The organism is Curtobacterium sp. L1-20 (assembly GCF_048755855.1).
Classification (GTDB): Bacteria; Actinomycetota; Actinomycetes; order Actinomycetales; family Microbacteriaceae; genus Curtobacterium.
This window is the reverse complement of sequence record NZ_CP151473.1, coordinates 1689101-1709770: the sequence shown is the minus strand read 5'-3', so window position 1 is coordinate 1709770 and position 20670 is coordinate 1689101. Positions and strand designations below refer to the sequence as shown.

Here is a 20670-nt window from a genome sequence, read left to right as displayed (position 1 = left end):
TGTCGGGCGGTTCACGTCGCGACCGCCTCGGCCCACCACCGGTGGTCGGCGAGCACCAGGTACCACGCACGTCCGTCGGCGTCGACGAGCTGCAGGCGGTGCAGCCGCCGACCGCCGGACTCCCACCAGCGCACGACGAGCGGCCACGGTCCGGCCCACGCCGTGACGGACCCGAACCGGCCGCCGTGATCGCCCTCGGCGCGGAAGCGTTCGGGGACGCCGACCAGAGACCCACGGTCGTCGACGTCGACGGTGCCCCCGTCGGCGGTGACGACGTCCACGGGGCGCGGTCGTTCGAGCACGGTCGCCGGGGGCGGACCGGGCAGCTTGCCGGGCCACGGGCGGTCGCGGACCGTCGCCAGGGCGCGTTCCCCGCCGACCGGTGCGTCGCCCCACGGGACGAGCACGACGCGCTCGGCCAGGGTGCGTCCGCCGCCGACCCGCGGCGTGACGACCCCGTCGTGTCCGACGAGCCCCTGCACACGGGCGAGTGCGTGGTGCACCCGTTCGTCGGGACCGGTCCCCCACAGCCCGCGTTCGTGGTTCGCCATGTCGTCCACTGCGACGGGTTCGAGCGCCACGGAGACCACCGGCGCCTCGAGCCCGGTGGGGTCGACCCCGCCGGCGAGCTGCCAGCGCACCCGGTCGACCACGTCGGCGGCGTCGAACCACCGCGGGTGGACCCACGTGCGCTCGAGCAGGATGTCGCGTTCGTCGACGATGCCGACGCGGATCGTGGTGGCGACGAGTCCCGCTGCCCGGAGGCGTTCGGCGAAGTCGTCGGCGGAGCGCCGGAACGCGAACGCGATCTGGTCGGCACGGTCGAGCGGGGGTTCGAACGCCGCCTCGACACGGAGTTCGGGCGGGACCGACCGCGCGGCCACCTCGCGGGGATCACGACCGCCGGCGAGTCGGTGCAGGAACGCCCCGGCGGGTCCGAACCGGTCGCGCACCTGTTCGTCGCCGAGGGCCGCGAACTCCCCGAGGGTAGTGATGCCGAGCCGTCCGAGGAGCATGGCGAGGTCGGCGTCCCCGAGCACCCCGAGCGGCAGCCCGGACAGGAACGGCGCCGAGCCGTCGACGGGCACGATCCGGACGCGCTCCCCCGGGCGCACCGGGCGGGCCCGTGCGGCCTGCTCGGCGGCGAACGGGGTGTCCGCGACCCCGGCGCGGACGCCGGGTGCCCCGTGGTCGGCGGCGATGCCCGCGAGGGTGGCCGCTGCCGCGCGCTCCCCGCCGTAGTACCGGGCCGGCCCACGGGAGCGCAGCGCGATCGTGCCGGGCCGGATGACCTCGACACCGGGGACGGCTGCCTCGACCGCACGGATGACGGGCTCGAACGCCCGGTGGTCGAGGGCGTCGTCGTAGGACTGCACGACGAGCTCCGGGCACCGTGCCTGCGCCTCGCGCACCCGGAGGCCCCGCACGACACCGTGCTGCCGTGCGCTGGCGGAGCTGGCGAACACCTGCCCCTTCACGACGAGGGCGAACGGCGACTCCGGTGGTTCCCCCGCGGCGCGCGCGGCGGCGATCACCGGCCAGTCCGGGCACCAGAGCACGATCGTCCGGGTGGGCGGGGGCTCGGGCACCGCACCGCCGCGGGCGACGGCGTCGGCACGGATCGACCGCGCGTCGGGTACCCCGGCACCGGCGAGGGCCCCGGTCACCCGGGCCCCGGACGTCCGGGTCCGTCCGCCGCCCCGCGGGCTCACGATGCCACCGCCACGGGACGCAGGACGGAGGTCGACCCACCACCGGCGGCCGCCCCGACGGGCACGGCAGCCCGCACGGTGCCGTCCGCCGCGGGCAGCAGCAGCTCGGCGTCCACCGGACGACCGGCCCCGGCTCGGCCGGTCGCCGACACGGTGACGCGGCGCTCCGCCAGGAAGCCGTGGCCGTCCCCGATGCCGCTCCACTCGGACCGAGCGACGCGCAGCGTGACGTCAGCCCCGGGCCAGGAGCCGAGGGCGACCAGCGCCCCGCCCCGCTGCCGCAACCGCGCCGAGAGCCGTGCGACGTCACCGGGCACCACGCGACCGAGCGGCCGGGTGAGGACGATCTGCGCCACGTCGGCCAGCGCGGCGGTCACGGTGAGCCACTGGTCGCCCGGGTCCGGCACGAGCACGAGTCGTTCGAGGTCGATGCCCGCGGCTGCCGCGGCCTCGACGCCGAAGGACGGCACCCCCACGACGGCGCACCACGCCCCCGCGGCGGAGGCGGCCTGCAGCATCGTGATCGCGAGGAGCACCGATTCCTGCACCGCGTACGAACCGCCGACGCGGATGGCACCCCCGGGCAGCAGTGGTGCGAGCGCCTCGGCGGTGGGGAGCCCTTCGGTGTCGACGCGGGTCGACTCCATCTCGGCGACCCGCGACCGCAGCGAGGAGATGCGCTCGAGCGCCGCCCGGGCATCACCCAGGTGGTCGACCCGTCGCACCGGACGGGCAGCACCGGACCGCCCGGACGACTCCGGTGGAGCCCCGGGCGACCGGAGTGCCGTCGCCGTCTGCATGCCCTCATATTCGAACATGTGTTCGATGATGTCAACGAGGACCGACATCCTGTGGACAACCGGCTCGAACGGGCGTTCGACACGCCGGGGAACGGCGAAGAACACGCCGCGGAACGCCGAGAACACGCCGAGGCGCAGTCCTACCAGCGTGCGACCGCCCCCACCCCGGAGAGCACCGACCGCGTCTTCGTCTCGACCTCGTCCGCCTCGTCCGCCGCCACCGACGACCACGTCACCGCACCGCCGGCACCGAACGTCCGGGACCGGACGCGGCCCGTGTCCTCGTCGACCACGGTCACCAGTGTGCGGATGGCCACCGACAGGTCGACCGCCCCGCTCGTCGAGAAGTAGCCGATCACGCCCGAGTACACGCCCCGCGGTACCCCCTCGAGCCGGTCCGCGATCGCCATCGCGCTGGTCTTCGGCGCACCCGTCATCGACCCCGGCGGGAAGGCAGCCCGCACCACGGCTGCCCGGGACGCTCCGGCCGGCAGCACCGCACCGATGGTCGACACCAGCTGGTGCACGCTCGCGTACGTCTCGACGTCGCAGAGCCGGTCGACGTGCACCGACCCCGGCAGGGCCGTCCGGAGCAGGTCGTTCCGCAGCAGGTCGACGATCATGACGTTCTCGGCACGGTCCTTCGCGCTCGTGGCGAGCGAGCGCCGAACGGCCAGGTCCGTGACGGGGTCGGCGGCGCGCGGCCGGGTGCCCTTGATCGGCTCGGCGGACACCGCCCCGGACGCGTCGATCCGCAGGAACCGCTCCGGCGACCGGCTCGCGATCCGCAGCGGCCCGAGGCGGAGGTACGCGCCGAACGGGACGGGGTCCGCCCCGCGGAGACGCAGGTACTCGTCGAGGTGCGGGTCCCTGCCGGGCTCGACCCGCGCCTCCCGGCCGACCGACGGAGCCAGCGCGAAGACGGTGGTGAGGCAGACCTGGAACGCGTTGCCCTCGCGGATCTCCGCGCGACACGCGTCGACCGCCGTCTCGTAGGCGGCACGCGTGACGCGGCCGGTCGCGGCGGCGTCTGCCTGGAGGCGCGGCTCGCCCCCCGCGACGTCGGCGCCGGCCGTCGGGGTGGTCACCGTCCCGAGCCACGCGCGGTTCGCGGCACTGGCCGCCGGTTCCGCGTCGGCGACCAGGGCGAGCGCCCAGGCAGCACCGCCCTCCTCGACCACCACGGCCCGGTCCGTGAAGCGCAGGTCGGCGTCCGCGTGCCCGTCGGCCGTGCGGTCGGCCCCACCGGACCCTCGACCGGCCTCGTAGCCGAGGAACCCGACCCAGCCCAGCGCGAACCCGAACCCCTCGATCGGTTCCGGCAGCTCCGGAGTGCGCGCGAGCAGGTCGGCGAGCACGTCGAACACCGGGCGGTCGTCCTCCCGGGGCGGACCGAACCACGGAGCGGACGCCGGCGCGGTCGTGACCCGTGCCCGCCGCGCCTCGTGCCGGAACCGCGCCGCGAACGGGCCGTCCGTCCAGGCCAGGACGGACCACCGGGCGCGCGCGTGCGCGGACTCCGGCGCACCGTCCGGGAGCGTCGAGTCGAGCCAGACCACGTCCGCTCCGGTCGACCCCGCGAGGCGCCCCGGGTCCGGTGTCGTCGTCAACCGACGCACCGCGATCCGGACGGACGGCCCGGCGGCCCCGTGGCCCTCCGGGTCGGTGGTCAGACGGCCGCGATCGTCCACGACGCGGCGTGTGCGGCGCCCGGCTGGAGCACGACGAGCCCCGCGTCGGCCCCGGCGTTGAACGCGTCCGGCGCGCAGGTCATCGGCTCGACCGCCAGGCCGGCACGGTGGTACTCCGGGACCACGTGGTCCGCGGTGTGCACCTGCACCCACGGGCACTCGGCACCGAAGGCCACCCGCACGCCGTGGCCGTCCGCCGCGGTGAGCTCGATCGTGGCCACGCCCGCGTCGTCGCGGTCGAAGCCGGTGTACGCGTGGTCGACGAAGCGGTCGCCGATCACGGTGGCGGACCGCATGTCGAACTCGTCGTGCACGGCGGCCAGACCCGTCGGGACGAGTCGGTCCTCGGTCACCTCGAGCACCTGCGCGGCCGGGAGGGTCAGGGTCCAGTCGTCGACCCGGCCCTCGCCCCCGACGAGGTACGGGTGCGGACCGGTCCCCCACGGTGCCGCGTCCGCGCCCGTGTTGGTCCCGGTGACCGTGGTGTGCAGCCCGTCGGCGTCGACCCGGTACTCCACGAGCACCTCGACGCGGAACGGGTAGCCGGACTGTGCCGGCACGGTCGTCGCGAGCACCGCACGGTCGGGCTCGTGCGCGGCGATCCGGAAGTCGGTCCAGGCGACGAGCCCGTGCAGGGCGTGGTGGCGCTTCGGCTCGGTGAGCGCGAGTTCGTGCTCGGTGCCGCCGAAGGAGTACGAGCCGTCGACGACCCGGTTCGGCCACGGTGCGAGGACCGCACCCCGGAACGCCGGACGGACCTCGTCGGCGTCGAACGGGACGACCAGGTCGCGACCCTCGTGCCGGAGCGTCCGCAGCGTCGCCCCCACCGATGCGATCTCGGCCGTGTACCCGCCGGCGGTGATCGTCAGGGCGGAACCGGAGAGGGGGGCGTCGCTGCTCATGCGCACAGCGTACCGGGGCCGCGACCGCGGCAGCGCGCGTGCGGCGGACCGGGTCCGTGCGAGGATGGACCGGTGTTCGGGACGACGAGGGGGAATCCAGTGCAGGGTGCGAAGCGGACCACGATCGGACTCGCGGGGATCGGTCTCGCGCTCGTCGCCGGGCTCGGCCTCACCGGCTGCTCGGTGCACGCCTCGGTGAACCACACCACCACGCCGGCCGGCCTCGAGCGCGTCGTGGCCGACTCGCTCGAGAAGAGCGTCGGCCAGCGCCCCGAGGTGGACTGCGGCGACGACGCGATCGACCTCGAGGACGGCAACGTCGTCCACTGCGACGTCAACACCAAGGGGTACGACGTGGAGTACGACGCGACGGTGAAGATCTCCGACGTCGACGGGGCGAAGTACTCGGTCGACGTGTCGGTCGCCGACACCCCGAAGTCGGAGTGACGCGGGGCTGAGCCCCCGGTCGGCGCTGCCTCCGATCGGCGCTGAGTCCCCGGTCGGCGCTGCCTCCGGTCGGCGCTGCCTCCGGTCGGCGCTGAGCCCCGGTCGGCGCTGCCTCCGATCGGTTCAGGCGAGGCGGGCGGAGTCGAGGACGGCGCGCAGCGTCGGGACGAGCCGCTCCCCCTCGTCGGCGCCGCAGGTGGCCGTGATGCCGATGACGTCGGCGACGGGGCCGTGCCCCACGACCGTCAGGTGCACCGCCTGGAAGACCGTGCCGGTCCCGGGCATCACGAAGGCGCCCTCCACCCGGTAGCCGTCGAGCCCGAGGACCGCGCGGTACTCCGAGCCGAGCTCGGCCCACCGCTCGGCGCCCTCGAGGTCCGACGTGACGTCGGCGATCGCCGACTCCAGTAGCTCGGTCCCCTGCTCGGCGGCGACCCGGCGCCGCGTGACCACGACGTTCGCCCGGAACGGCCCCGGCTGGACGGTCTCGGCGACGGCGACGAGGGCGTCCGGGAGCACCAGCGGCTCCCAGTCGTCCGGGTGGTCGAGGGCGACGACGGGGACGGGCGCGAAGGGCGCGGCGTCCGATCGGGTGGTCGGCATGGGGAGACGTCCTCTGCTCAGAACGGGTAGAGGGAGTTCAGGTCCTGCACGAACTCCTCGGGGTCGATGTCGATGCTGACGTTGGCGCCGGCGCCGAGGCCGAGAGCGGCTCCGATCTTGGCGTTCAGGCCGAGGTCGTCGGGACCGACGATCACGCCCGCCTTGGCCTCGCCGCCGGCGCCGGCCTTCGCGCTGAGCCCGACGCCGACGTCGATGCCCATGAAGGTCCGGTGCGCCGTCGCGGTCGCCTCGGCCCCGGCCATCGCGCTCGCGCCGGCCGTCGCCCCGACGCCGTTGGGCCCCGCGACGAACTTGGCGTCCGCGTCGACACCGGCGCCGGCCTTGCCCTCGGCGTCGATGCGGCTGCCCGAGAACCCGTTGGTGGTCCCGATGGAGCCGCTGCCCTTCGCTCCGGCGAACGCCTCGACCCCGCCGTGCGCGTCGATGCCCGAGTACTTGTTCAACGACAGGCCACCGGTCGCGGCGGCGATGATGCCGGCGAACCCGTCGAGCGAGCCGTCCACGCTGCCGGTGGGTGTCTCGACCTTCCCCTCGGTGTGGCCCTTCGCACCGACGTAGGCATCCGCGTCGCCGCTGGCGGAGACGCCGTCCTCGTCGGCGTGGGCTTCGCCCTTGGCGTGGCTCTCGGCGCCGGCGAACCCGTCGGCCTCACCGGACGCGCTGCCGACGCCGTCGAGCGACGCCGACCCGCTGGCCTTCCCGCCGACCCCGGACTGGGCGTGCGCCTCGGCCTCGGCCTTGCCGTCGCCTGCGGACGCCGACGACCCCGAGTCGCTCTCCCAGCCGTGGCCGGAGGCCGAGGCGGTCGCGTGCGTCGGAGCGGTGCGGTCGCTGATGCCGTCGAGGGTGGCGGAGCACGTGCGCCCGGCGTCGTCGTACGCCATCACCGCCATCAGCACGGCAGTCTCGATCATCGCGTTCCGGACCGAGGCCGCGGAGTCCGTGTGCCAGTCGTACGCCGGATCGGCGGAGGACTTCCCGACGTCGGCACGGAGCGCCGAGGCGGAAGTCGCGAGGTCGGCCAGCGACTGCTTCGCGGTGTCCACGGCGTCCGCGAACGTCTCGAGCGCGGTCGCTGCCTGGTCGAAGGCATCGGCCATGGCGGCTGCCTGCCACTTCGGGGTGGCGATGGCCCCGAGGAGCTGAGCGGCCTCCTGCGCGACGTAGAACGCCCCGAGGCCGTTCCAGGTGCGGTCGATGGCGTCCGTCGTGGTGGAGACCGCCTCGGCAGAGGCCCGCAGGTCCTTCGCTGCGGCGCGGATGGCGGCGCCGTCGGCGTCGATCTCGGGGAAGGCGGAGGCGTCGACGAGGGCGGCGCTCATCGTCCGGCCCCGCTGTCCGGAGACGGCGTCTTCGCGGCCATCTCGGCGTCGGCGTCGACGTACGCCTGGGTCGCCGACATCGCGGCGACGTGCGCGGCGGTGATCCCCTCGTGCAGCCCGGGCACCGTAGTGCGGTAGGCGTCGAGGAAGCGCTCCAGCCCCGGGCGCGCCTTCGAGCTGCCGACGGCTGCGAGCGACGCTTCGGCGGCGGCGAGGACCGCGGCGTCGTGGGACGCGAGGTCCCCCAGATCGCTGTCCACGCCGGCGAGCACACTGGCCACGCCCCCGGGCTCGATCGCGTACCGGCTCATCGGATGTCCCCCTCCGTGTCGTCCGCCGTGTCGGACACGGCTCCCCTGGACACCGTGAGCATACCGGAGGACGTGACTCCCGGTCAGCATCCGCGACCGGGTCGGGTTCGGGGCCGGGTCCGGTCCGGTCGGCGTCGGGGTCCGGAGGTCAGGCGCCGCCGAAGATCCGGCCGAACGCCCGGCGGAACGCACCGCGGTGCTTCGTCCACCCGTGCTGCGCCAGCACGGCCTGCATCGGGTGGCTCACGTCCGTCGACTTGAACGAGAAGTAGTCGTTGCCGGTGTCGAAGTTCTTGGCGAGGATGCTGTCCTTGTACTCGCCGGTCTCACCGATCAACGTCACCCGGTAGCGCCACTCGACGCCACCGATGACGATGCCCTCGCCGCGGGCGTCGTGCCGCCAGACGCCCTCGATCCGGTCGCCGTTGCGCCGCACCTCGAACGACCGGGTGCCGTCGTTCAGTGCGAAGAGTGCTCGCTCGACCTCGGCTGCGGTGGCGTGCTGCCCTGCGGAGTCGTCCATGTGCGCCAGCCTAGAGGTGCTGTGCTCGGGACCGGTGACCCGGGTCCGCCGGAACGCAAGAACCCCGCGGCTCCGGAGAACCGCGGGGTGTTGGTGGATCTGAGGGGACTCGAACCCCTGACCCCCTGCATGCCATGCAGGTGCGCTACCAGCTGCGCCACAGACCCAGAACGATGTTGCTTTGTGTCCCCGGTTCCCCGGAGGCACCATAGAAGCGTACACCATGCCGACGCCGGGTGACGAAATCGCGGTCGCCACCCGGGCGCGTCGTCAGGAGGTGGTGTGGTCCACCGGGAGCTCGAGCGGGATCGTCGGGCAGTCCGACCAGAGGCGCTCGAGCGAGTAGTACTGCCGGTCTTCTTCGTGGAAGACGTGCACGACGATGTCGCCGAAGTCGATGAGGACCCAACGGCCCTCGCTGCGGCCTTCGCGACGGAGCGGCTTGGCCCCGGCTTCGAGGAGACGCTCTTCGAGCTCGTCCGCGATGGCGAGCACGTTGCGCTCGTTCCGGCCGGTCGCGAGCAGGAACACGTCGGTGAGCTGCAGCGGCCCGGTCACGTCGAGCGCGACGAGGTCCTCGGCCTGCTTGGCGTCGGCCGCCTGTGCGGCGATCTGCACGAGTTCCAGTGCACGTGAGGAGGCGGTCACGGATTCCTTCCGGTCGTCGAACCGGCAGTGCGCCGGATCGCTTGGTGGGTCCCGATCATAAGCCACCCCGCCGACAGCGGCCAGGCCGCGGCCGACGGGGCGTCGGATGTCCGGAGTGGACGGCGGCGTCTAGCCGCCGAACGTGTGGGTGGTCACGAGCGCCACGATGATCACCGCTGCGGCGGCGACACCGACGGCACCGACCGTGACCCCGAGGATGAGCGGCGTGCGCGACTCCTTCGGCTTCGCGGCGGCGAGCACCACCTGACGGGTCGAGGTGTGGCTCGACACCGCCCGGCTGGCCCGGACCGGGCTGGCGTCCGTCTCGGGCTGCTCGTCGTGCTGTTCGAGCAGCCGGTCGACCTCTGCCCCGTCGATGGGCCGGTGCGACCCGGTCGAGGACAGCGACGCCGGCAGGTCGATGGAGCCGGTGAGGATGACCTCGCCGGTGGCGTTCAGCGCCCCGGTCGGGTCGGCCAGCGCCGAGTTCGGCAGGATGATCGCGTTCGTGTTCGTCACGGCGACGCGACGGGTCCCGGTCTCGGCGTCGTGCACCTCGGCGTCGTTCGAGTCGTGCGCCTGCTGCGACCAGTGCCCGACCGGCGGTTCGAAGGCCGTGGTCACCGGCTTCGGTTCGGTCGGACGCTGGAACGACGCCGGGACGCGCGGAGCGTCCGATCCGTCGGCGTCAGCCGCACGGGGAGCCGGCGCGGGAGCGCTCACCGGACGACCGGCGGAGCTCGGGGCGTCGGCCGGAGCCGGGGCGGTCGCCGACGCGGGCTGGACCGGCACCTCGTTCGTGTCGTCCTCGTCGAGGGAGAGCGGGAACACCGCGGGGGTCGACGACGCGACGGTGGCGACGGGCAGCGGCGCGGCGTCCGGCGTCGGAGCGCCGGGCTCGTCGTCGGCGGTCCGACCGTCGACCGCGGCGGCGGCGTCGTCCACGGCGTCGGCGTCGGGCGGCGACCAGGTGGAGCGGTGCCGACGGGGTTCCTCGGCGTGCGCAGCGGCGGCTTCGAGCGGCTCGATGGCGTCGGGCGAGCCGTCGGCCTCGGTCGCCTGCGCGACGGCGGCGTGGTCGAGCACGACGGTCTCGGCAGCGGGTTCCTCGACCGCGCGGGGCTCCGCGGGCTGCTGGTCGGCCGGGAGGGCGTCGACCGACCCGAGGACGTCCTGCACCGTGCGGTCGGAGGACTGCGGGGTCGGGTTCTGCAGCGGCACCGGCTGCACGGCCTGCCCTTCGGCAGCGCGCATCTGACGGATCTGCCGGCGCGTGAGTCCACCGCTGCCCGGGACGATCTCCGTCGCGGACGCGGGCGGCGCCGAGGTCGGCGACACCGACGGGAAGGCGGACGGGACTGCCGTCGGCGCGGCACCCGAGGCGGACGTCGGTGCCGACCGCACCGCGGCCGACGTCGGCGCCGCCGACTGGGCGGGAGCGGCGGACGCGGGTGCCACGTGGGACCCGGGACGGTGGCGGGACCCGGACGAGTCGGCAGGTGCCGCGACGGTCGGTGGCGGCGTCACGGGCTGCGCACCGGCCGCGGCGGCACGCTCCCGCTCGCGCGCCTGGCGCCGCGACAGGGGCGGCTGCGCGTCGGACGAACTCATGCAACGCTCCGATACAGATGGTGCTTGGAGATGTACTGGACGACGCCGTCGGGGACCAAGTACCACACGGGGAAACCGCGTCTCACCCGGTCGCGGCAATCGGTCGACGATATCGCCAGCGCGGGAACTTCGAGCAAGCTTACGTCTCGTTCGGGCAATCCGGTGATGCTCAAGGCGTGTCCCGGACGCGTCACGGCGACGAAGTGCGCGAGGTCCCAGAGACCATCATGGTCTTTCCAGTCGACAATCTGCTGGACGGCGTCCGCGCCGGAGATGAAGACGAGCTGCGCGTCGGGCCGCTGCTCGTGCAGGTCACGCAGCGTGTCGACGGTGTACGTCGGCCCGGGGCGGTCGATGTCGACGCGGCTGACCGTGAACATCGGGTTCGACGCCGTGGCCACGACCGTCATGAGGTACCGGTGTTCGGCGTCGGTGACGCCCGACTTCATGTAGGGCTCGCCGGTGGGGACGAACACCACCTCGTCGAGGTCGAAGGCTCGCGCGACCTCGGACGCAGCCACGAGGTGGCCGTTGTGGATCGGGTCGAACGTGCCACCCATCACACCGATGCGTGGACGCCCCGTGCTCTCGAGCATGGAGGGTCTGGTCAGATCTTCGTGTGACCGAACTCGTCGACACCCGTCTCGTGGTGCCGGGTCGCCTCGAACTTCTGGGAGTGACGGTAGGCGACGTCGCGGAAGCTCCAGGTCACGAAGCCGAGGAAGGCGAAGAACAGTGCCCCGCAGAGCGGGAAGACGTACGCGGGGACCCCGGAGGCGTGCTCAGCGGCTTCAGCGAGGAAGGTCATGTGTCCGATGCTCCGTTCGGTCGGGGTGTGTCCGCCGACCAGTCTAGCCGCGGATCTGGCCCTGCCCGCGCACGATCCACTTGGTGCTCGTCAGTTCGGGCAGTCCCATCGGTCCGCGGGCGTGGAGTTTCTGCGTGGAGATCCCGACCTCGGCGCCGAACCCGAACTCGCCGCCGTCCGTGAAGCGAGTCGAGGCGTTCGTCATCACGACCGCGGAGTCGACCTCGGCGAGGAAGCGCTCCGCCGTGTCCACGTCGTCGGTGACGATCGACTCGGTGTGGTGGGTGGACCACCGCGCGATGTGGGCCATGGCGGCGTCGACGTCGGGCACGACCCGGATCGACAGGTCGAGGTCCATCGACTCGGTCCCCCAGTCCTCGTCGGTCGCCCGGAGCACCCCCGGGACGATGACGCGCGTGGCGTCGTCGCCGCGGAGCGTCACACCGGCGGCACGGAGCCGGTCGGCGAGGACCGGGAGCAGGCGTTCCGCCGCCCGCTCGTGCACGAGGAGCGTCTCGAGGGCGTTGCAGACGCTCGGCCGCTGGACCTTGCTGTTGAGCACGATGTCGACCGAGCGCTCGAGCGGAGCGGACGCGTCGAGGAAGACGTGGACCACACCGGCACCGGTCTCGATCACCGGTACCTGGGACTCGGTGACCACGGTCTGGATGAGCGAGGCGCTCCCCCGCGGGATGAGGACGTCGACCAGACCGCGCGCCCGCATCAACTCCGTCGCCCCGGTCCGGCCGAACTCGTCGATCGTCTGCACGAGCGCGGACGGCAGCCCGACCGACGCGACCGCGTCCTGGATGCGGGCGACGAGCACGGCGTTCGTCCGCCGGGCGGCGGAACCACCGCGGAGGACGACGGCGTTGCCGCTCTTCAGCGCGAGGCTCGCGATGTCGACCGTGACGTTCGGCCGTGCTTCGTAGATCGCCCCGACGACACCGAACGGCACGCGGACCTGGGAGAGCTGCAGGCCGTTCGGCAGGCGGGAGCCCCGGACGTGCTGTCCGACGGGGTCGGTGAGCCCGACCACGTGCTCGACGGCGCTCGCGAGGGCCTCGATCCGTGCGGCGTCCAGCCGGAGTCGGTCGAGCAGCCCCGAGGACAGCCCGTCCGCTTCGCCGGCGACGAGGTCACCGTGGTTGGCGGCGACGATCTCGTCCGTCGCCGCACGCACACCGGCCGCGATGGCGCGCAGTGCCGCGTCCTTCACCGCGGTCGTCGCCGTCGCGAGTGCCGACGAGGCCGCGCGGGCGGCGACGAGCGTGTCGGTCAGGGTCGGTGCGGGAGCGGTCAGCGACATGCATCGATCCTAGGCGCGGCCCCGCGCCCGTGACGTCCGTCCCGCGGCGACCGCGGGCGCCGGCGCTCAGCGCCCACGCGTCCACGCGCACCGGGGCTCAGCGTCCACGCGCGCACCGGCACTCAGCGCCCACGCGCGCACCGTGGCCGGACGCATGCAGCACCCACGCGCCCACCGGCGCCCGCTCGTCGGACGCGCCCCGCGCCTCCAGGCCGGACCGCGTCGGGTACGTGAGCGTCGGTCCGGACGCGTCAGGTCCGGGGCGCCGCCTCGAACCAGGTGCCGACCCGCTCCCCAGCGAGCGCCCGGTCGACGAGCGCCGTCGCGGTGACGAGCACGGCGGTCCCGGCCTCGGCGGCGAGCCGGGCAGCGGCGACCTTCGTCCCCGCCCCGCCGGTCCCCACGCCGGCCGATCCGATCGACCCGAAGGTCACCCCGGCGAGCTCGTCCCCGAACGGCACGTGCTCGATCGGCGTCGCACCGGGTTGCTCCGGCGGTCGGGTGTACAGCGACTCGACGTCGGAGAGCAGCACGAGCGCATCCGCTCCGAGCAGGCGCGCCACGAGCGCCGCGAGCCGGTCGTTGTCCCCGAAGCGGATCTCGTGCGTGGCGACGGTGTCGTTCTCGTTCACGATGGGCAGCACCCGCAGCGCGAGGAGCCGGTCGATGGCCCGCTGTGCGTTGACCCGGTGCGTCGGGTTCTGCAGGTCCCCCGCGGTCAGGAGGATCTGCGCGGCGACGACCCCGTGCCGGTCGAGTTCCTTCTGGTAGCGGAACATGAGCACGTTCTGCCCCGTCGCCGCGGCTGCCTGCTGTGTGGCGAGGTCGTCCGGGCGCCCCTCGAGTCCGAGGAAGGGGAACCCGGTCGCGATGGCACCGGAGGAGACCAGCACGACCTCGGTCCCCCGGCCGTGCGCCGCCGAGATGGCGTCGACGAGCGGCGCGATCTGCCCGGTGTTGTCGCCACTGACCGACGAGGACCCGACCTTCACCACGATCCGCCGCGCACGCGGGACGTCCTCGCGCCGGGTGACGGGTCCGAGCTCGGTGCGGGCGGTCGTGTCGGTCATGCTGCTGTCAGTCCCTGTCGCTCTGGTCCCCGACCACGGACGCGTCGGTGGCGACGGTCCCGTCGGTCTCGTCGTCGTCGACCCAGAGGCCGGCGATGCGCTCCTGCTCGAGCTCGGCACGCGCGGCCGCCTTGGCGTCCATGCGCTCGAAGTACTCCTCGCGGCGCTCGTTGCGCGTCGGCCGCGAGGTCGCACCGATGCGGGCGTCCGTGCCACGGGCGCTCGTGATGAGCTCCGCGGTGGAGGTGAGGGTGGGCTCCCAGTCGAAGACCGTGCCGCCGTCACCGCCGATGACGACGGTGGACCCGGCGACGGCCCCGGCCTTGAACAGGCCGTCCTCGACGCCGAGCTTCGCGAGGCGGTCGGCGAGGTAGCCGATCGCCTCCTCGTTGGTGAAGTCGGTCTGCTGGACCCAGCGCTCCGGCTTCGCACCGCGGATGCGGTAGAAGCGGTGCTCCTCCCCGCCTTCGGCGCGGATGGTGAAGGGCTTGTCGTCGACCGCCTTGGGACGGAGCACGATGCGCTCCGGTGCCGGCTCGGCAGCCCGGGAGGCGCGGGCCTGCTCCACGACGTCGGCCAGCGCGAACGTGAGTTCGCGCAGGCCCTTGCGGGACGCGGTGGAGATCGGGAAGACGCGGTAGCCCCGCGCTTCGAGCTCCGGCGTCACGAACTCGGCGAGCTCCGCCGCCTCGGGCACGTCGACCTTGTTGAGGGCGATCATCTGGGGGCGCTCGAGCAGTGGCACCTGGCCCTCGGGCACCGGGTAGCGCTCGAGCTCGCCGAGGATGACGTCGAGGTCCGAGATCGGGTCGCGGCCCGGGTCGAGCGTGGCGCAGTCGATCACGTGCAGCAGGGCCTCGCAGCGCTCGACGTGCCGGAGGAACTCGAGGCCGAGGCCCTTGCCCTCGGACGCGCCCTCGATCAGGCCGGGGACGTCGGCGACGGTGAAGCGCGTGGAGCCGGACTCGACGACGCCGAGGTTCGGCGTGAGGGTGGTGAAGGGGTAGTCCGCGATCTTCGGCTTCGCGGCGGACACCGCGGCGATGAGCGAGGACTTGCCGGCGCTGGGGAAGCCGACGAGTGCGACGTCGGCGATGGTCTTCAGCTCGAGGCTGACGTCGCCCGACCACCCTTCGGTCCCGAGGAGCGCGAAGCCGGGGGCCTTGCGCTTCGTGGTCGAGAGCGCGGCGTTGCCGAGGCCGCCCTGACCGCCGGGGGCGATGACGACGCGCATGCCGGGCTCGGTCATGTCGGCGATGACGTCGCCGTTCTCGTCGTGCACCACCGTGCCGACCGGCAGCGGCAGCTCGAGCGTCTCGCCGCTGATGCCGCTGCGCATGTCGCCCATGCCGGGCTGCCCGTTCTTCGAGGAACGGTGCGGGGAGCGGTGGTAGCCGAGCAGGGTCGTCACCTGCGGGTCGGCGACGAGCACGATGTCGCCGCCGTCGCCGCCGTTGCCGCCGTCGGGGCCGGCGAGGGGCTTGAACTTCTCACGGCGGACCGACACGCAGCCGTTGCCGCCGTTCCCCGCGGTGAGGTGCAGGGTCACGCGGTCGACGAAGGTCGCCATGGGTCCACTCCTAGGTGTTGCAGAGGTCTTGCACGAAAGAACGGGAGGGACGAGCACGTGGCCCGACCCTCCCGCAGAGTCTGTCGTCGCTGGTGTTACGCGTTGACGATGTTGACGACCTTGCGGCCGCCCTTGGTGCCGAACTCGACCGAACCGGCCGAGAGGGCGAACAGCGTGTCGTCGCCACCACGGCCGACGTTCGCGCCGGGGTGGAAGTGGGTCCCACGCTGGCGGAGGATGATCTCGCCGGCGTTGACGACCTCGCCACCGAAGCGCTTCACGCCGAGGCGCTGTGCGTTCGAGTCACGACCGTTGCGAGTGGAGCTCGCACCCTTCTTGTGTGCCATCTTCTACTCCCGCCTTACGCGATCGAGGTGATCTTGACGCGGGTCAGCTCAGCGCGGAAACCCTGACGCTTCTTGTACCCGGTCTTGTTCTTGAACTTCTGGATGACGACCTTCGGACCGCGGAGGTCCTCGAGCACCTCGGCGGTGACGGTCACGTTGGCGAGCTCGGAAGCCGCCGACGTGATCTTGTCACCGTCCACGAGGAGCACCGGGGCGAGGTCGATGTTGCCCTTGTCGTCGGCCTTGGCACGGTCGAGCGTGATGATCGTCCCGACCTCGACCTTTTCCTGACGGCCGCCGGCGCGCACTACTGCGTAAACCACGTGGAATTCCTTACGTAACTCTGCTTGAGGGAAGTCTCGGGTGCCCATTCCTGCACGAGCGGCTCCGGGAGCCCGGGCCCGATCGGCGACACAGGCAGAACGGCCCGCTGACACCAGGGATCGAGAATACTCGATGCCACACCGTCCGGTCAAACGGCGACACACGTAGTGTTGCTCGTGTGACCGTGTTGATCGACCCGCCGACCTGGCCCGCGCACGACACGGTGTGGTCGCACCTCGTCAGTGACCGATCATACGACGAGCTGCACGCGTTCGCCGCCCGCGCCGGGATCCCCCGCCGCGCGTTCGACCACGACCACTACGACGTCCCGCTCGCCCGGTACGACGAGCTCGTCGCCGCGGGTGCGACGGCCGTGACCGGGCGCGAACTCGTGCTCCGGCTCATCGCGAGCGGCCTCCGGGTCGCGCAGCGGGACAAGCGCGCGCACTGACGCCGCTGCCCGACGAGGCCGGCCGTGTGCGCGGCGGGAGCGGTCGGCTGCGGGCGTACCCGGGACGGAGCCCCGCTCACGGCACTCCGCTCCACGGCGCGCTCGATCGGCGACGCGCTCAGCGAGGTGCCGGACCACCCCAGGGGTTCGCCGGGGGCTGCTGCGCGCCGTACGGGGGCGCGGACGGCGGCTGCTGCCCGGACGTCCCCGACTGCGGCTGCTGCCCTGAGAGCCCGTGCTGCGGCTGCACAGGAGCGGTCTGCACCGTCGCGGGCGGCACGGCGTCGGCCGGCCGGACCGTCCCAGGGGTTCCCGGGGCTCCGGCGCGGCGGCCACCACGGGGTCGGCCCAGCCACAGCCACGCCGCGGTCGACGTCGCGATGAGCATGACGGTGAACGGGACGCCGTTCTGGAGCGGGGTCGTCACGACGTCGATCACGAGCCGAGCTCCCCCGGAGCGGACGGCGCCGAGGGAGCCGGTGAACACCCCGACGAGTGCGAGCGCGACCGTCCCGGCGGCGCCGGCGAGCACCGCGCGGAGCAGCACGGTGGGCAGCGGGCTCCGGCGGGCGATGGGCGTCAGGAACGCCAGGGCGAGGAAGGCCCCGGCGTAGAACGGGAACGGCGACGCGAAGACCCCGTTGACGAACCCGGCGATCAGGCTGTCGCCCGTCCCGTAGGTCGAGAACGGGTGCACCACGAGCGAGGTGCCGAGCAACCCGATGAGTCCCGACACGAACTCGACGAGCACCAGTGCGACCACGGCGATGAGCGCGCCGGACGTGTTCGTGACCGAGGCCCCCGGTGCGAAGGCCCGACGCGGGTCGGCGTCGGTGCCGGTGGTTGCACGGCGGCGTGCCCGACCGGTGGGACCGGCGGGCCACGGCTGCCCGGGGAAGGCCCCCGGCTGGGCACCGCGGTACGGCCCACCAGCGGGACCGCCACCGTACTGGCCGCCGGCCTGGCCCGCGCCGTACTGCTGCGCACCGTACGAGGCGCCGCGCTGGCCCGCACCGTACTGGCCGCCGGGTTGCCCCGCACCGTACTGGCCGGGTTGCCCCGCACCGTACTGGCCGGGTTGCCCCGCACCGTACTGGCCGGGCCGGCCCGCGCCGTACTGGCTGCCGGGCTGCCCCTCGCCGTACTGGCCGCCGCCCGCGTGCTGCGACGGGCCCTGCTGTGCCGAACCCTGCCCCTGCACCTGCGGCTGGTCCGCGGGCCCCGGCGCGGGCTGCGACCAGCCCGCACCGTAGTACCCGCGGTCCTGCTGCGACCGCTGCGGGTCGCCCGGGTTCGACATCGTCAGTTCCCCAGGATCACGGTGCCGTCGTCGGTGGCGTCGCCGTCGGCGGTCGCCGGGGCGCTGATGCTCGGCGAGGACACGCGCCGCGAACGGGAGCGTCCCTGTCCGGGCTGCTTCGGCTCCGGGAGCGCCTGCAGGACCGAGTCCAGCAGGGACTCCGCGTCACCGCTGACGCGACGCGGCTCGCGCTTCGTGGCGGCGATCGGGATGTCGAGGATCGCGACCGAGGTCTCGGTGGGGGTCACCGGTGCGCTCGAGCTGACACGGCGACGAGTCGGCGCCTTGGGTGCGTCCTCGGTGGGCGTGGCGACGGCCGGGGCCTCGACGGGCGCGGCCGCCGTTGCCGGAGCGGACGCAGCCGCCGGAGCGGACGCAGCCGACGGGTCGGACACCTCGGCGACGGACGACGAACCCGCAGCTGCCGACGAGGACTCCTCGGCGGACGACGAACCCTCGGCGGGCGACGACGCGCCGGCGCTGGGCGCGTCGGGCGCTCCCGCCCCACGGCCGCCACGCCGACGGCGCCGCTTCGGCCCGGACGACTGCTCCTGCTCGGATGCGTCCGACGACACCGGGGAGGCCGGTGACGCGGGGCTGTCGACGGACGCCGCCGGAGCAGATGCCGGTGTGTCGTGCTCCTCGTGCGGGATGGTCGAGGCCGCGATGCGCGAGAGCGCGTGCTTCACGTCGTCGGTGATCTGGTGGGCCTTGGACTCCTGGGCACCGCCGTTCCCACCGCCGTTCGAGCCGTTGCCGGACCCGCCGTTGCCGTTGCCGTTGCCGCCGTTGCCGTTCGCGCCGTTGCCGCCACGACCCTTCCGACGTCCCTTCGAGGGGCCGGGGTCGGCGTTGTTGTCGTTGACCTTCGCGTTGACCTCGTCGAGGGACTCGCGGAGCCCGACGCCGATCTTCTTGCGGGTCATCTGCACGAGGCCGAGCGAGGTGATCTCGGCGACCTGGTGCTTCGTCCGGTCGCGGCTGAGGCACTCGACCAGTCGGCGCAGGACGAGGTCCCGGTTCGACTCGAGCACCATGTCGATGAAGTCGACGACGATGATGCCGCCGATGTCGCGCAGGCGGAGCTGGCGGACGATCTCCTCGGCGGCCTCGAGGTTGTTCTTCGTGACCGTCTCTTCCAGGTTGCCGCCGGAGCCGACGAACTTCCCCGTGTTGACGTCGACGACGGTCATCGCCTCGGTGCGGTCGATCACGAGCGAGCCACCGGAGGGCAGCCAGACCTTGCGGTCGAGGGCCTTCTCGATCTGCTCGTTGAGGCGGTACTCCTCGAAGGAGTCCGGTCCGTCGTAGAGCTCGACGCGGTCCTTCAGGTCGGGCGCGACGGCGGTGAGGTACTCGTCGATCGTCTCGCGCGCGGCGGAGCCGTCGATGATGAGCTTCGTGAAGTCCTCGTTGAAGACGTCACGGACGATCTTCACGAGCAGGTCGGGCTCCGAGTGGAGCATGACCGGGGCCTGGCCGCCGGCGACCTTCTTCTGGATGGCGTCCCACTGGCTGGTGAGGCGCTGGACGTCGCGGGTGAGCTGCTCCTCGGTGGCACCCTCCGCAGCGGTGCGGACGATGACGCCGGCGTGCTCGGGGAGGACCTCCTTGAGGATCTTCTTGAGCCGCGCGCGCTCGGTGTCCGGGAGCTTGCGGGAGATGCCGTTCATCGATCCGTTCGGCACGTACACGAGGTAGCGGCCGGGCAGCGAGACCTGGCTGGTGAGCCGGGCGCCCTTGTGGCCGACCGGGTCCTTCGTGACCTGCACGAGCACCTTGTCGCCGGGCTTCAGCGCGGCCTCGATACGGCGCCCGTGGTTGCCGGTGTCGACAGAGGCCCAGTCGACCTCGCCGGCGTACAGCACCGCGTTGCGGCCACGGCCGATGTCGACGAAGGCGGCCTCCATCGAGGGCAGGACGTTCTGCACCTTGCCGAGGTACACGTTGCCGATGAGCGACACGTTGTGCGACTTGGTGACGTAGTGCTCGGCGAGGACGTTGTCCTCGAGCACGCCGATCTCGATGGTCGAGGAGCTCGAGCGGACGATCATCTGCCGGTCGACGCTCTCGCGCCGGGCGAGGAACTCGTCCTCGGTGACGACCTGGCGACGACGGCCGGCGTCACGGCCGTCGCGACGGCGCTGCTTCTTGGCCTCGAGGCGGGTCGACCCCTTCACCTTCTGCGGCTCGGTGATGTACTCGACCTCGCGGCGACGCGGCTCCTGGTGGTCGCGCGGCTCGCGGGGCTCGCGCAGCTCGCGGTCCGCGCTGGTGCCGCGGCGGCGCGACCGGCGGCGACCGCCGACCTGCTCGTCGTCGTCCTCGTAGCGGTCGTCGCGCTCGTCGCGCGGCGCACGGTCCGGCAGTTCCGGCAGGACCGGGGCGTGGAAGATCAGGCTCAGCGTGCTGGTCGCCTTGGGGACGAACGGCTCGCCCGCCGCGGGCGCCTCGGGCTCGGCGGCCGTGTCGACCGCTGCTGCGGCCCCGGAGTCCGTCCGGGAGGCACGGGACGGCTCGGGCGCGTCGGTCGCGGCCGGCCCACCGGTCGCGTCCACCACCGGCAGGTCACCGGTCAGGGTGCTCACGTCGTGCGGCTCGGCGCTCGGGCTGGCGACCGCGTCGACCTCGACGGAGACCGCCGTGGCCTGCTCGTCGCCCGCCGTGGCGGGGGCGGTCTCGTCGGCGACCGGGGCCGCGGCGTCCGCGGCCGTGTCGTCCGTCAGCGCGACCGTCTCGTCGACCGGAGCCGACGCTGCGGCGTCGGCCCGTGCCTCCAGGCTGCCGGCCGACCGGGCGCGACGGCCGCCGAACAGGCGACCGCGACGCTTCGGTGCGACTTCTTCGTTGTTCGTGTTGTCGTTGTTCTGCTCCACCATGGACCTGGTGCACTCCTTGAC

Annotated in this window: 21 protein-coding genes and 1 tRNA gene; 2 read left to right on the top strand and 20 right to left on the bottom strand. The window is 73.3% G+C overall.

What is annotated here, in order from left to right:
• Window positions 1-11: 11 nt before the first annotated feature.
• The 4 genes from AAEP86_RS09650 to AAEP86_RS09635 all read right to left on the bottom strand — a co-directional run bounded on the left by AAEP86_RS09650 (window position 12) and on the right by AAEP86_RS09635 (window position 5105).
• Entirely contained in the window at window positions 12-1667 is a 1656-nt protein-coding gene (locus AAEP86_RS09650) for a DNA polymerase Y family protein (RefSeq protein WP_420370321.1), read from the bottom strand.
• Between the two features lie 41 nt (window positions 1668-1708).
• Window positions 1709-2530, bottom strand: coding sequence for a hypothetical protein (locus tag AAEP86_RS09645; RefSeq protein ID WP_420370320.1), 822 nt, complete (start codon window positions 2528-2530; stop codon window positions 1709-1711).
• Between the two features lie 122 nt (window positions 2531-2652).
• Complete coding sequence (locus tag AAEP86_RS09640; RefSeq protein ID WP_420370319.1) at window positions 2653-4203, bottom strand: anthranilate synthase component I family protein; 1551 nt, start codon at window positions 4201-4203, stop codon at window positions 2653-2655.
• Window positions 4182-5105, bottom strand: coding sequence for an aldose 1-epimerase family protein (locus AAEP86_RS09635; RefSeq protein ID WP_420370318.1), 924 nt, complete (start codon window positions 5103-5105; stop codon window positions 4182-4184). The genes AAEP86_RS09640 and AAEP86_RS09635 overlap by 22 nt, the downstream gene beginning before the upstream one ends.
• 72 nt (window positions 5106-5177) lie before the next feature.
• Between AAEP86_RS09635 and AAEP86_RS09630 the strand changes: the two genes are divergently transcribed.
• Window positions 5178-5552, top strand: coding sequence for a DUF4333 domain-containing protein (locus AAEP86_RS09630; protein WP_420370317.1), 375 nt, complete (start codon window positions 5178-5180; stop codon window positions 5550-5552).
• Between the two features lie 123 nt (window positions 5553-5675).
• On the opposite strand, the gene AAEP86_RS09625 is transcribed toward AAEP86_RS09630, so the two are convergent.
• The 14 genes from AAEP86_RS09625 to rplU form a co-directional block, all read right to left on the bottom strand.
• The gene (locus tag AAEP86_RS09625; protein WP_420370316.1) at window positions 5676-6155 is read right to left on the bottom strand and encodes a hypothetical protein; all 480 of its coding nucleotides are present in this window, start codon (window positions 6153-6155) and stop codon (window positions 5676-5678) included.
• 17 nt (window positions 6156-6172) lie between these two features.
• Entirely contained in the window at window positions 6173-7498 is a 1326-nt protein-coding gene (locus tag AAEP86_RS09620; protein ID WP_420370315.1) for a hypothetical protein, read from the bottom strand.
• Window positions 7495-7809, bottom strand: a complete 315-nt coding sequence (locus AAEP86_RS09615; protein ID WP_420370314.1) for a DUF6507 family protein — start codon at window positions 7807-7809, stop codon at window positions 7495-7497. Before AAEP86_RS09615 ends, AAEP86_RS09620 begins: the two co-directional genes overlap by 4 nt.
• 148 nt (window positions 7810-7957) lie before the next feature.
• Window positions 7958-8332, bottom strand: coding sequence for a hypothetical protein (locus AAEP86_RS09610; RefSeq protein WP_420370313.1), 375 nt, complete (start codon window positions 8330-8332; stop codon window positions 7958-7960).
• 91 nt (window positions 8333-8423) lie between these two features.
• Window positions 8424-8499, bottom strand: a tRNA-Ala gene (locus tag AAEP86_RS09605).
• A gap of 103 nt (window positions 8500-8602) precedes the next feature.
• Window positions 8603-8980: a ribosome silencing factor gene (gene rsfS, locus AAEP86_RS09600; protein WP_420370312.1), complete on the bottom strand. Its 378-nt coding sequence runs from the start codon at window positions 8978-8980 to the stop codon at window positions 8603-8605.
• A 129-nt stretch (window positions 8981-9109) separates the two neighbouring features.
• Window positions 9110-10591, bottom strand: a complete 1482-nt coding sequence (locus AAEP86_RS09595; RefSeq protein ID WP_420370311.1) for a hypothetical protein — start codon at window positions 10589-10591, stop codon at window positions 9110-9112.
• Complete coding sequence (nadD, locus tag AAEP86_RS09590) at window positions 10588-11187, bottom strand: nicotinate-nucleotide adenylyltransferase (RefSeq protein WP_420370310.1); 600 nt, start codon at window positions 11185-11187, stop codon at window positions 10588-10590. The genes AAEP86_RS09595 and nadD overlap by 4 nt, the downstream gene beginning before the upstream one ends.
• A gap of 11 nt (window positions 11188-11198) precedes the next feature.
• Entirely contained in the window at window positions 11199-11399 is a 201-nt protein-coding gene (locus AAEP86_RS09585; protein ID WP_071293764.1) for a hypothetical protein, read from the bottom strand.
• Window positions 11400-11442: 43 nt separating this feature from the next.
• Complete coding sequence (locus AAEP86_RS09580; protein ID WP_420370309.1) at window positions 11443-12708, bottom strand: glutamate-5-semialdehyde dehydrogenase; 1266 nt, start codon at window positions 12706-12708, stop codon at window positions 11443-11445.
• Window positions 12709-12959: 251 nt separating this feature from the next.
• Complete coding sequence (gene proB, locus AAEP86_RS09575; RefSeq protein WP_420370308.1) at window positions 12960-13778, bottom strand: glutamate 5-kinase; 819 nt, start codon at window positions 13776-13778, stop codon at window positions 12960-12962.
• A 7-nt stretch (window positions 13779-13785) separates the two neighbouring features.
• The gene (gene obgE / locus AAEP86_RS09570) at window positions 13786-15348 is read right to left on the bottom strand and encodes a GTPase ObgE (protein ID WP_420370307.1); all 1563 of its coding nucleotides are present in this window, start codon (window positions 15346-15348) and stop codon (window positions 13786-13788) included.
• Between the two features lie 95 nt (window positions 15349-15443).
• Complete coding sequence (gene rpmA / locus AAEP86_RS09565) at window positions 15444-15695, bottom strand: 50S ribosomal protein L27 (RefSeq protein ID WP_022905368.1); 252 nt, start codon at window positions 15693-15695, stop codon at window positions 15444-15446.
• 14 nt (window positions 15696-15709) lie between these two features.
• Window positions 15710-16018, bottom strand: a complete 309-nt coding sequence (rplU, locus tag AAEP86_RS09560) for a 50S ribosomal protein L21 (protein WP_420370306.1) — start codon at window positions 16016-16018, stop codon at window positions 15710-15712.
• A gap of 179 nt (window positions 16019-16197) precedes the next feature.
• Between rplU and AAEP86_RS09555 the strand changes: the two genes are divergently transcribed.
• On the top strand, window positions 16198-16470 hold the full coding sequence (locus AAEP86_RS09555) for a DUF4031 domain-containing protein (RefSeq protein ID WP_069711492.1): 273 nt from the start codon (window positions 16198-16200) through the stop codon (window positions 16468-16470).
• 118 nt (window positions 16471-16588) lie between these two features.
• Here AAEP86_RS09555 and AAEP86_RS09550 read toward each other — a convergent pair whose 3' ends face one another.
• Both AAEP86_RS09550 and AAEP86_RS09545 read right to left on the bottom strand, forming a co-directional pair.
• Window positions 16589-17770 carry a hypothetical protein gene (locus AAEP86_RS09550; RefSeq protein WP_420370305.1) on the bottom strand — a complete coding sequence of 394 codons (1182 nt, stop codon included), beginning with the start codon at window positions 17768-17770 and terminating at the stop codon, window positions 16589-16591.
• Window positions 17771-17772: 2 nt separating this feature from the next.
• The gene (locus AAEP86_RS09545; RefSeq protein WP_420370304.1) at window positions 17773-20649 is read right to left on the bottom strand and encodes an Rne/Rng family ribonuclease; all 2877 of its coding nucleotides are present in this window, start codon (window positions 20647-20649) and stop codon (window positions 17773-17775) included.
• Window positions 20650-20670 lie beyond the last annotated feature (21 nt).

Coding starts and splice junctions, on each gene's coding strand:
- AAEP86_RS09615 (WP_420370314.1), bottom strand. CDS start 7,809: ATGAGCCGGTACGCGATCGAGCCCGGGGGCGTGGCCAGTGTGCTCGCC.
- AAEP86_RS09595 (WP_420370311.1), bottom strand. CDS start 10,591: ATGAGTTCGTCCGACGCGCAGCCGCCCCTGTCGCGGCGCCAGGCGCGC.
- AAEP86_RS09585 (WP_071293764.1), bottom strand. CDS start 11,399: ATGACCTTCCTCGCTGAAGCCGCTGAGCACGCCTCCGGGGTCCCCGCG.
- rpmA (WP_022905368.1), bottom strand. CDS start 15,695: ATGGCACACAAGAAGGGTGCGAGCTCCACTCGCAACGGTCGTGACTCG.
- AAEP86_RS09625 (WP_420370316.1), bottom strand. CDS start 6,155: ATGCCGACCACCCGATCGGACGCCGCGCCCTTCGCGCCCGTCCCCGTC.
- obgE (WP_420370307.1), bottom strand. CDS start 15,348: ATGGCGACCTTCGTCGACCGCGTGACCCTGCACCTCACCGCGGGGAAC.
- nadD (WP_420370310.1), bottom strand. CDS start 11,187: ATGCTCGAGAGCACGGGGCGTCCACGCATCGGTGTGATGGGTGGCACG.
- AAEP86_RS09620 (WP_420370315.1), bottom strand. CDS start 7,498: ATGAGCGCCGCCCTCGTCGACGCCTCCGCCTTCCCCGAGATCGACGCC.
- AAEP86_RS09645 (WP_420370320.1), bottom strand. CDS start 2,530: ATGTTCGAATATGAGGGCATGCAGACGGCGACGGCACTCCGGTCGCCC.
- AAEP86_RS09550 (WP_420370305.1), bottom strand. CDS start 17,770: ATGTCGAACCCGGGCGACCCGCAGCGGTCGCAGCAGGACCGCGGGTAC.
- AAEP86_RS09580 (WP_420370309.1), bottom strand. CDS start 12,708: ATGTCGCTGACCGCTCCCGCACCGACCCTGACCGACACGCTCGTCGCC.
- AAEP86_RS09545 (WP_420370304.1), bottom strand. CDS start 20,649: ATGGTGGAGCAGAACAACGACAACACGAACAACGAAGAAGTCGCACCG.
- AAEP86_RS09635 (WP_420370318.1), bottom strand. CDS start 5,105: ATGAGCAGCGACGCCCCCCTCTCCGGTTCCGCCCTGACGATCACCGCC.
- proB (WP_420370308.1), bottom strand. CDS start 13,778: ATGACCGACACGACCGCCCGCACCGAGCTCGGACCCGTCACCCGGCGC.
- AAEP86_RS09610 (WP_420370313.1), bottom strand. CDS start 8,332: ATGGACGACTCCGCAGGGCAGCACGCCACCGCAGCCGAGGTCGAGCGA.